Source organism: Niallia circulans NBRC 13626, assembly GCF_001591585.1.
Lineage (GTDB): Bacteria > Bacillota > Bacilli > Bacillales > Cytobacillaceae > Niallia > Niallia circulans.
Genome location: NZ_BCVE01000029.1, coordinates 35,385 through 45,935, shown reverse-complemented (window position 1 = coordinate 45,935; position 10,551 = coordinate 35,385). Strand labels below are relative to the sequence as shown.

Here is a 10,551-nt window from a genome sequence, read left to right as displayed (position 1 = left end):
AATAACGCAGCCCTACCCAAATGATTTGGGTCTTTTTAATTATTTTTCATTGTCTAATTTTGTCGAAAATGTAGTAATATTTCCACTTAAACTGTAAAATATTTGTTACTTAGTAGAAAAAATCAGGGGGAAATTCAATGAAAAAAATTTTAATATTAATTCCTGCGTTGACACTATCTTTAATAGTAGGTTGCGGAAATCAAGAAGAAGGAACGAAAAAAAGTTCTGAATCTGGAAATAAAAAGGAAACTACAGTAAATACAAGTGAAGAAAAAGAGACGAATAATGAAGTCTATTTTAAAGATAATGAGGCAAAATTAGTTGATTTAAAAATCAAAATCACAGAGACTAAAGTTATTCAACCGGGTGAAAAAGGAAATGAATATGGAGAAAAACCTGTATTTGCAATTTGGTATGAAACAACTAATTTAAGTGATAAAGATATTGATCCAACTACTGGATGGATGGCAGTATTCGAAGCAGTACAAGATAATAATACTAATTCAGTTAATACTCTTGAAGTTGGCGGGCTTCCAGATGATCAATTCCTTGATTCTCAACTAGAAACAATTAAAAAAAATGGAACAGTTAAAAACGCGGTAGCTTATGAATTAGATGATTTAGAAACTCCTGTAACATTAATAGCTACACAAGGATTGGGTGGCGATAAATTAGGCGAACAAAATTTTAATATTAAATAAACGTTTTATATATAATAATAAAAGCCTTTCTCATATGAGTTGGGCTTTTAAAATCTCTGAGCAAATAAAATATCCATAAAAGGCACTTTAATTGTTTCTGAGAAATTCTCTATATGAATTAATTTAGTATTACCATCCATTTTAACTACTTTACCTCTTACAGGATCTTCTCTCTTCCATACAGTTAATCTAAGTTCAGCTTTATCCTCTAATGCTTCTGTTAAAGTATTGGCAAGTTCCTCTAATTCAAACTCGTCTCGGCTTGGTCTTGATGGCTTTTTAACCTTCTTAGGTTTTGTTAACGTCATAATTATGCACCTCTCCTTACTGTCCGTACTGGTCCAACCGATAAAATATTACTTATCTTAAAAGTACGTTGCTGATTACGAGTAAAGCAGTAAGCACTAAACGATTCTTCATTAAGTTTGATGACTTTAATCCTACGTTGACTAATTTCTTCTTTTGTATTTAGATAAATCATTTCTAAAACTTCACCATTCATAACAGCTCTTTTAAGTAAACCTTTCATCAGTTAGACTCCCTTTTGGATATTATATGCGAACGTCCGTTCGAAAACAACATTGAAATAGAACAATTGTTCTTATATAATTATCCTATCGAAAAGGAGATGGGGATATGTTAAAAGACCGGGGTACGAAAAAGTGGGTAGCGATGATGCTGCCTGAACATGTTGCAGGAGTAAAAGAAGTTATTGAGAGCCAAAATAAGATTGCACAACCTACATTAGACGAAGACAAGTTGAATGATATAGATATATTGATCCATGAAGCTATGGAATATAATCAGCTGCTAAAATACAGTCTATATAATAATGGTTACATAGATACTTTGATTGGCCGCACTGTTTACATAGATTATTTAAACAACCAGCTACGTATCCAGGATGAAAATAATCAAATTCATTACATCTCTTTTAGAAAGTTAGTGGATGTTGAAAAAGTATAAACGGAGCAGAGCATATGAGCAGACTAACCGAAGAAGAAAGAAACATATTCGAAAATGCTATATACTTTCCAATGTTGTTGACTGTGCTTGATCGTGATTTAAAAGTTGCTAATGCAGCTCCCTTTAAGCTTAGGCAAGTCTATATAAACTTAATTGAACATACAATGAAAAAAGTTCAAAAGGACATGCGTGAAAATAAAACAAAGATGTATAAGAATAAGTGGAAACTAACAAAGGGAGAGAACGACGGGTATTTTACCGAGTACAATTTCTATTTTAGCGGGTACCATGAGGTGCATAGATACTTTAATGACAACTTACGGAATAACACAGAAAAGCTGCTTAATTATTATTTTTTACATCATCATTTGGATTAATCACAGGAAAGTTATCTAAGAAGGTATCGATTAGAAGTTTTAAATTTGAGGAGTCTTGTGTGGATTCGTACTGTTCTTTCAGCATTAGCAATATTTCATAGTCGGTCATTTTATCCCTCCTTTCATACTAAGGAGGTTTCTTTATTGTGGAAGTAAATTCCTTTCTGTTCACGAAATGACAAGATAAACATTTGTCTATTATTCTCAAAAAATAGCAATAATTGTATTTTTGTTGTAAATTATAACCTATAATAAATAAAAATTTCAGGAGGGTACAAATGAAAGAAATATTATACTTGGATACAGATTTAATGAATTCTCTTATTGCTCAAATTGATAAAGGGATCATTAATAATTTTTCTCATGAGCAATGGGAACAACAAATAGAATCTGCTGGACAACAAACTTCACGTGGAAAAAGTGCAGGTATCAACGCTTCTGCCTCTACTGGAACTAATGCGTTACCTGGCTTCAACGTTTCTTTAGGAGCTAACATTGGTAATAATGGGAATGAAACATCTGTAGAATCAAAATCTTTTCTGGATAGCCAAAAAGACATTTTAAATAAAGCATTTCATGATTACTCTATCGTTTTGCTTATTGAGAAATTAAAAGAAAAAGAGTTAATTAAGGAAATCGATAGTACTGTCGAAGGTGATATTTCACTTTTTACAGCTCCATTTAATTATTATGATTTTGAAATGATAAATAATATGATTGATCTTGAAAGCTTACGTTTTATGATGTCACAAAACTATTCCGAAAAAGACTTATTAGAAGCTCAAAGAATCATTAAGAAAAAAAATCCAACGGTTGCTGAAAGAGAAAAAAAAGAGTGGGCTTTAAATGTTATAAATGAGGACTTAGGAACTGAGGCTGCTATAAAGGGATTTAAGTTAATTAATGTAGTCAGTGGATATTTTTCTAAAACCTTAGGAAACCTTTCAATTATTAAAACTAATAATGTACTTGGTATCATAAATAAAAATTCATTACGAATATCTTCTGAAGCTCTTTATCTTCGTCCTGATAAAAAAAGAAAAGTTACAATTCTAGCCAGAGTTATTGGGAATAAGAAAAAGGTATCAACTAAAATTGAGGAAAAATTTGATTTTTCTCCAGAAAATTTAGATATCGTACCTGAATTCATGTTCGATGTAATGCTTGGTTCTTTTAATATATTAAAAAGTGGAGATTATTTAGTAACTCCTATCGCTATTTTTTATGAATAACATCAAATAAGCTTTCTCTAGATTTCTTTTTCATAGCAAACAAGTCTGAATTAGTTTTAATACTTTCTCTAATTTCAATAGATTTTTCCTTATTTTTATTCGCTAAATTCTCATATTCTTGATTGAGTTTTTTCATATCGCTAAATGTATCTTTATATATTTTTTCGGTTTTCTTATACAACATCTAACCACCACCTTATAAGTAATCTTATCTTATCATGTAATAAATTATTCAAAAAGAAAATTATTGTTAAAAATTACAAGGCCCTTCTCACTAAAGAGAAGGGCTCGTGTGTGAGATAATCATGCTGTATAACTATTTTTTATATCCATCCGTATTATTTTATGCGGATTTTTTGTTTTGGATAGATTAAATTAGGGTTTTTAATACTAGGATTTAACTTTTGTATTGCCGCTACTGATGTTTTATATTTCTTAGCAATCTTAGTAAGGTTTTCATTATTCTTCACAATATGATAATCCGACTTAGTTGCTTTGGCAGTAGTTTCAGAAGGATTAATCCAGCTACCTGGCACCCCTTTTTTAGTTGTGACATTAATCATGCCTTGGGATTCATTAAAGACATAGTACTTGCCTTTTGGTACGGTTGTCTTTTTATCTTTCTTAGACTTAGCATCTGCTGCAGTAGCATAACCGTTATGCTGTTTAGTCACTTGATAAGTTTTTACATTTTCTTTTGTAGAAGAAGTTGTTTTCTTTGGCTTTTCCACTTTCTCTTCTGGAAGGTCTTTAAGAAATAATTCCTTCTCTTTCGCTCTTCTTTTAACCAATCCGTTTAATACTTTATTTCCTGATTTTATCCATACATCAAATTGATCAGCTGCTTCTTCATATTTCCCTTGATTTAGTAATTCAAGCAAAGTACTTCTTTGTAATGCACCTTCACCACAATTATAAGTAAATGATACAAGCGCATCAAATTGATTTTGATTAAGTGGTACTTTTACATTTTCGTTTACTGCCTTCTCAAACCGTGCAACATCTGATTTTAGATATGCATCTGCTTGTGCTTGTGTAATTTTCATATTTTGTTTTACATCAGGACCATAGTGGCCATAACCGATTGTCCAATGTTTTTCCGTTGAAACTGCTTTATATGCAGTTAGACGTACACCTTCAAAGCTTTTAATCAACGCAAGTCCATTGTTTGATAATTTCATTTTCATTCCTCCGTTTTTATAAAAATAAATAAGAGCAGCTGTTAAGCCACTCTTATTTCCCCTTATTTCTTAATACCTCTACTAGATTCTTAATCTGATCTGGTACTCCTACTCCGATTTTCCCAGCATTTTCAATTATGGAAATTACCTCATTAGCTAAATAAAACCAAATAACTGCCTGCATAAGCATACTATCTGTTCCGATTGCTTTGTCAGAAAGATGAGCAACAGCGACAATGAAGAATATCATTACTTTTTTAGCGATACCCCGAAAGCCGATTTTACTTGAAAGCTGGCCATTATAACCCGCTGCGATTAATCCAGTTGCATAATCTATAATTATAAATGTTAATAAAATCCCAACCAATGGCGACCATCCTCCAAATAAATAACCTGTGATACCTCCAAATGCTGTTACTACTAATTTGAAAAAAACATCTAATCTTTCCACTTTCCTTCCCCCTATTTTCCGAAAATAAAAAAGCCTATTCGGCTTCTGTTCCTACAATTGATTCGATTACCTTTTCTTTGACTTTAGCTTGCAAACCACTGATGTCATTCGCGATTGGAGTGTATTCCTCGAATGTTAAAGGAATATATCCATTTAAATTGATTGTTTGATGCTCATGTGTTGCAAAAAAGTTAACATTAACCCCACTAACAACACCTTTTGAATACGCGATATTTACGCTTGTTACTTCAATTGTAATCATTATTTATTTTCCTCCTTATTTTCATTTTCGCTTTCTTCAAATACTTCACAAAGATAATCATATGCTTCTGCATCTTTTCCGCTGACTTCCTCATCATAGTCAAATACGATTTCTTTCACTGTTTTGAGATAACCAGTAGCATCGCCTCCTTCAAGAATGAACTCTTCATCGAATAATTCCTTTTGCTGTTCTTTAAAGCCTTTTACATCTTTGATATCGTATTGGCCATCTTTCTTTTTCGGATTTCCCTCTTCATCTACTCCAGCATATTCTTTCAGCAATTCTTGTTCTTCTTCCACAACTTGTTTCCACTTTTCTTGCATAGCTTTAACAAAGCGAGAACGATGTCGAGATTGTTTTCCTTTAAGTGTTAGGTTATATAAAAATTCTGTTACTGATGGTAAATAAGATACTTTGATTGCTATTTTCATGTGTTTTTCCTCCATAATAAAAAGCTGACCGAATTTTACGATCAGCTTTGCTTTTAATTTTTTTATGCTGCATAAACAGCTTTTTCTAATTCTTCTACTCTGCGTTTTAAAACAAAGTTTTCAACTTCTAATGCTTTATATTTTTTATCCAACTCTTGAATGGCAAACCATGACAAACTATTCATCATGTACTGTTCTACACCGTCTCCATCTACAACACAGGATGGCGTTTTATATCCTTCACCAATGACCAATCCAATACGAACTCTGTCCTTACCTTGAGAAACTTCCGAACGTAATCGGTAATCATAGATAGTTGCACTATTAATAATAGCTAGTGCACTATCAGTGTGCGGTCTAATATCCTGCTTATATTTGGCCAGTGAAGCAGTGGGAAATGAAGATGCACGTACAGGTACATAGCTATCTGTTGTATTTTCTACTGTTGCTCTCACTTCTCCGCCGCCAGCAGGCTTAATATAAATATTAGTGCCGCTTGCTCCACTATTTCTCTGAAGAGTGTTAGCAAATATTTGTCTAGCTCTAAAATCAAGATAAGTATCTAAGGTATTTTCCCTTGTAACTCTTAATTCTCCGCTTCCGGCAGGTTTGATATACATATTTCCGCCATCAACACCGCTATTATTTTGAAGAGTGTTTGAGAATACTTGTCTTGCTCTTATATCAACATAGTTTTCCGTAGTGTTTGCAGCTGTAAATCTTACTTCACCAGTTGCACTAGGCTTAATATAGATATTCACGCCGCTAAAATCGTTATTATATTGAATAGTATTAACAAGCGCTTGTCTTGCCCTCATATCACCATCAACGAATAATACATTATCACTATTTCCAGCACGTGTTAGCGTGATTCCGTTTGTTGCTTCTATCCGCATATCTTGACCACTAAATATGTGCATACCCAAACCTTGTACGCCAGAATTTATAGTTTCGTTTGCAAAGAAATCTATGAATCTAGCGCCGTTTTTATCAGAAGTTCCCGAGTGAACCGCGCGCTGTGTTGTGATTCCTTTGTCAGTTAACATAGTTGCTCTACCACCCGACGAATCAACTCTTTCCACTCCGCCGGACTTTTTACTTGTAATACCTACACGAACCACACCATTATAACTATCAAAAGTAGATACATATGTCGCTATACTAGAAGCGCCAAATATTCGAGTGATTGTACCCGTAGAAGAAATATTTCCCCCTGTAATCTCTGTTGTATCTCCGCTTGCTGTTGATATAATCCTAACGCCACTTAATGTTCCTGTTTTAATGTTGCTGGCATTAAGATTTACAACACTTACTTTGGCTGCATCCAATGTTCCTGTAGTTACTTTCCCCGCATCCAAGCTAGTGATATTACCGTTTCCTACTTTAAAGGTGCCGTTTACAGTAGTATTTCCATCTAAAATAAGGTTCTTCCCTTGTATTAGGATACCTTGCGGATTTAAGTTAATTTGAGTCATTAAATCATCTTTTGTAACTCTTAGATTGATAGCATCCGATAATTGAGATATTTGTGATACGGTTGCCATATCTTCGGGTGCTGGTGTCCAGTCGGTAGGTTTATTTCCTTTCTCTACTTTAGCTTCTTTATATTGGACAGTATCACTAGGTGTAGTAGCTGAACTATGTCGAATAGAATACTCTATATGACTAATATCATCCCTATTTTGGATTGTTGCAGTTACAACCGAATAGCCTTCTTCATTGGGTTTTATAATCGAACCTCTATATTGAGTATAAGTCCCATTGGTATACCTAACATGAAGCATTATAGAAGCTTCTTGATTAGTAGGTTTAAGATAGATACGACCAGTCAATGTCATTCCTTTTGACCAATGCTGTACTTTGTCAGCGAAATAAAAATCCCATCCACCGAAAGTTGCGGTTTTAAAATCGCTAGAAGTGTTTTGGACAAGATTTCTCCCGCCTATTTCTAAATTATTTAAATCGGTTTGCACACTTGAAATGGTACTCGTCAAACTGCTTGCTGTTTGGGTAAGTGTGTTAATACTTTCCTCAGCATTGGTGATTCGTGATTGTATCCCTGTTGCAATCTGAGTAACACTAGTGATGTTTCCTTCTGCATCTGAAACGCGATTTTGAAGACCTTTTGCTGTTTGAGTGAGCGTACTAATATCGCCCTCTGTATTTGTTATTCTGCTTGCTAAACTGCTTGCAGTTTGTTGTAAAGAACTTATATTCCCTTCTACAGTTCCAACCCTTGTCGTAAAGCCGTTCACCGTTTGTTCTAATGTACTAAATTGTGATACGGTTGCCATATCTTCAGGCGCTGGTGTCCAGTCGGTTGCTTTGTTTCCTTCTTCCACTTGAATTAAGGCAACATCTATCGAAGTGAAATTACCTAATGTTAATCGAATGGTAAATCCTGCATCGGTAGTGGAAGCTGTTAAAATAGCTCTATGCCACTCTCCATCAGCTATGAAGTTTCTGTTTTGAGCTCTACCGCTATTGTTCGCTCTATTTACTAAAAACGGAAGTCCGTTTCCTGTCCCAAAACTTGCCCCTTGTGGTAAACGATAATAAAGAGACACAGTATATATTTTTCCAATTTCAAGATCTATTCCTTTTTGGATACCGATATCCGTTCCTGTACCGTTTTTAGTTATATTATAAGCATCATACCCTTTAAACTTTTCTGAAAGTTTAGTTACTATACAGGTACCACTCGCGCCACCATAAGTAAATTTAGTCCATTTAGAAAAATCAATGGAATTTTTCATTAAATTCCTTCCACCGATTTGTAAATTATCTAAATTGGTCTGAACTTGTGAAACAGAAGAAATAATTCCATCTGCTTTAATATCAAGACTAGCTATATTGCTATTAATAGTGTTAATATTTGATTCTGTAGAAGAAACACGATTAGTTATACCATTTATCGATAAATCAATTTGAGACATCTTACTTGTATAAGTAGATGTATCAACTTTTCCTTTCAAAGAAGAATCAACTTGTGCCTTTGTATAAACATCCTCGGCTTTAGCCATGAGCGATATTTGTCCAGCCATAGACTTGATATTGCTCTCTGTGTCGGATACTCGCCCCGTGAGTGTGTCTACACTTGTTTTAGTTGCTCTTAACTCTATTTTTTCATCTAATGCTGTAATTACCGTTTGCTGTTCCGATACAACTCCATCTAAATTAGATAGCGTTCTAATTGTTGTAGTTAAAGAATTATTAATCGTATCCACATTTTGTTCAATGGTGGTTATCTTGCCGCCTGCTTCTGCTAAATCATCACTTATTGATCCCACTTCTGTCTCTAAAGAAGTAGCTTTATTTAAAGCATTTTGAGCATTTTGTTTTGCCGTATTAGCCACATTAACCGCATCAACTGCAATACTATTAACAGCACTTGCCGTATCCAATGCATCTTGCGCTTTATCAAATGAAGTTTGGGCATCTTCAATAGCTTTTTGTGCATTTTCGGTTGCTTCGTTAGCTCTCTTAAAAGCATCCTCTGCTCGTTCTGTAGCTTCTGCAGCTTCTTCTTTCGCGACATTAACATCCATATCCACGATTAGTTGCCATTGTTCTCCATTCCATCGATACGTTTGTGTATACTCTCCATCAATGACCTTAAACCATAAGTCACCTTCGATAAACTCACCGACAGGCTCTATAGGGCCGTAGTAATTTTTATTTTTACCGTTAGCTGCATCAATTATTTTTGTCGCATTATCCCAGATACCTGCACGATCATTTATTTTCCGTTCAAGCTTATCAACACGATTATCTAACTCTGCATCATATAAATTGATAAACTGGCCAAGTTCTACTTTTCCGGAATGTTTTGGGTCCGCAACATCGTATTCAAAGGATATCACTCTTTCTTCTGCTTCAATTGGTTTGGCAAAAGAACGGTCTATAGCTACTGTAATATCCCCTAAGCGAACTTTCTCATGTTCATATCCCGTAAGTTCTTCCATTAAAAAAACATCCATCTCATAATTATCGAGTGGATGCTTTTGTTCTTGAAGTGCGTTCCAGGTTTCTAATAATAATTGTGCTGGGTCTTCCTGTTCACTGGATTCGAAAATTCCGAATCGATGGCGAGTGGTACCGTCTTTATTTGGACGGCCATAAATACTTAAAGCTTCCGGATCGCCAATCCACTCTTGACCTTTTGGCTTGTCAACTGGATATCCGTTAGCTTTTTTCCATTCTACCTCTGCAAAAGAGATTTTACGGGAAAAACCGCCAGTAGCGTTTCCATCTTCATCTTCTAATTCAAGTGAAGCGCCACGACCATAGAGAGCCGTTTTGGGATAGGATTGTACTTGGTGACGGATACTTAGGATATCTTTATCCATTTCCCAACGCTTACCTGTGTCCGTTCCACGCATGGTTAAAATATCAATATATCTACCTACGATTCTATTACCTTGTATTTCCACTCTATCGCGGATTTCTCCGCCCCAGGTATTTACGATTTTCTCGATAGCTTCTGTTACACTTATATAATAAAAGTTTGTAGAGTTTAATCCAAAGTTATCACTGGTTTGTCCTACTTGCCATCTTACCCCATTTAAAGCACTAGTAAGAGCAGCACGTAAAGTGGTGTTGTATGGTCTTACATCTGTGATAATCTCGTCATTTAGCTCAAGCATAGCAGGCTCACAAATGGCGTGTATCTCTGGTCCAGATTCTCCATCAATTCGTTCAGGTTCTTTAATTACAAATAGCCTAAATGCTCCGTCTTTATCTATAAAAGCTACTTGGTTTTCAGCTATGATATATTTCGAATCTTCATGTGTTCCATCTGCCATGAACTCAAATGTTGATCCTTGATTAAGCATTTCTTTAAATGGGGCATCCCAAAATGCACATGCCTCTTCTGCTTCATTAGATAAGACTGCAAGGAAATTGTCTGCAGGATCAAATATTAATAAATTGGGCATAGGTTTCCTCCTT

General features: G+C 34.7%; 13 protein-coding genes. 4 read left to right on the top strand and 9 right to left on the bottom strand.

The window, feature by feature from the left end; all coding sequences use genetic code 11:
* Window positions 1-137: 137 nt before the first annotated feature.
* Window positions 138-701 (top strand): DUF5067 domain-containing protein, encoded by a 564-nt coding sequence (locus BCI01S_RS22690; protein WP_061801175.1) that lies wholly within the window; start codon window positions 138-140, stop codon window positions 699-701.
* Window positions 702-748: 47 nt separating this feature from the next.
* On the opposite strand, the gene BCI01S_RS22685 is transcribed toward BCI01S_RS22690, so the two are convergent.
* Together BCI01S_RS22685 and BCI01S_RS22680 are read right to left on the bottom strand one after the other, a co-directional pair.
* Window positions 749-1,009 carry a YolD-like family protein gene (locus tag BCI01S_RS22685; protein ID WP_061801174.1) on the bottom strand — a complete coding sequence of 87 codons (261 nt, stop codon included), beginning with the start codon at window positions 1,007-1,009 and terminating at the stop codon, window positions 749-751.
* 2 nt (window positions 1,010-1,011) lie between these two features.
* The gene (locus BCI01S_RS22680; RefSeq protein WP_061801173.1) at window positions 1,012-1,230 is read right to left on the bottom strand and encodes a WYL domain-containing protein; all 219 of its coding nucleotides are present in this window, start codon (window positions 1,228-1,230) and stop codon (window positions 1,012-1,014) included.
* 107 nt (window positions 1,231-1,337) lie between these two features.
* Here BCI01S_RS22680 and BCI01S_RS22675 point away from each other — a divergent pair, with 107 nt between their 5' ends.
* Window positions 1,338-1,667, top strand: coding sequence for a YolD-like family protein (locus BCI01S_RS22675; RefSeq protein WP_061801172.1), 330 nt, complete (start codon window positions 1,338-1,340; stop codon window positions 1,665-1,667).
* A gap of 14 nt (window positions 1,668-1,681) precedes the next feature.
* Window positions 1,682-2,044, top strand: a complete 363-nt coding sequence (locus BCI01S_RS22670) for a YhjD family protein (protein ID WP_061801171.1) — start codon at window positions 1,682-1,684, stop codon at window positions 2,042-2,044.
* On the opposite strand, the gene BCI01S_RS25490 is transcribed toward BCI01S_RS22670, so the two are convergent.
* The gene (locus tag BCI01S_RS25490) at window positions 2,010-2,153 is read right to left on the bottom strand and encodes a hypothetical protein (protein ID WP_156485490.1); all 144 of its coding nucleotides are present in this window, start codon (window positions 2,151-2,153) and stop codon (window positions 2,010-2,012) included. The two genes, BCI01S_RS22670 and BCI01S_RS25490, sit on opposite strands and share 35 nt — an antisense overlap.
* A 169-nt stretch (window positions 2,154-2,322) precedes the next feature.
* Here BCI01S_RS25490 and BCI01S_RS22665 point away from each other — a divergent pair, with 169 nt between their 5' ends.
* Window positions 2,323-3,276: a DUF6414 family protein gene (locus BCI01S_RS22665; protein ID WP_061801170.1), complete on the top strand. Its 954-nt coding sequence runs from the start codon at window positions 2,323-2,325 to the stop codon at window positions 3,274-3,276.
* On the opposite strand, the gene BCI01S_RS22660 is transcribed toward BCI01S_RS22665, so the two are convergent.
* From BCI01S_RS22660 to BCI01S_RS22635, 6 genes are all read right to left on the bottom strand, one after another.
* A complete protein-coding gene (locus tag BCI01S_RS22660; RefSeq protein WP_061801169.1) occupies window positions 3,260-3,460 on the bottom strand; it encodes a hypothetical protein in 201 nt (66 codons plus the stop codon). The genes BCI01S_RS22665 and BCI01S_RS22660 overlap by 17 nt on opposite strands.
* Before the next feature lie 154 nt (window positions 3,461-3,614).
* Window positions 3,615-4,457, bottom strand: coding sequence for a glycoside hydrolase family protein (locus BCI01S_RS25810; protein WP_082810129.1), 843 nt, complete (start codon window positions 4,455-4,457; stop codon window positions 3,615-3,617).
* 52 nt (window positions 4,458-4,509) lie between these two features.
* Window positions 4,510-4,908 (bottom strand): phage holin family protein, encoded by a 399-nt coding sequence (locus BCI01S_RS22650; protein WP_061801168.1) that lies wholly within the window; start codon window positions 4,906-4,908, stop codon window positions 4,510-4,512.
* Window positions 4,909-4,942: 34 nt separating this feature from the next.
* Window positions 4,943-5,170: a hypothetical protein gene (locus tag BCI01S_RS22645; protein ID WP_061801167.1), complete on the bottom strand. Its 228-nt coding sequence runs from the start codon at window positions 5,168-5,170 to the stop codon at window positions 4,943-4,945.
* A complete protein-coding gene (locus tag BCI01S_RS22640; RefSeq protein WP_061801166.1) occupies window positions 5,170-5,601 on the bottom strand; it encodes a hypothetical protein in 432 nt (143 codons plus the stop codon). The genes BCI01S_RS22645 and BCI01S_RS22640 overlap by 1 nt, the downstream gene beginning before the upstream one ends.
* A gap of 62 nt (window positions 5,602-5,663) precedes the next feature.
* A complete protein-coding gene (locus BCI01S_RS22635; RefSeq protein WP_061801165.1) occupies window positions 5,664-10,538 on the bottom strand; it encodes a gp58-like family protein in 4,875 nt (1,624 codons plus the stop codon).
* Window positions 10,539-10,551 lie beyond the last annotated feature (13 nt).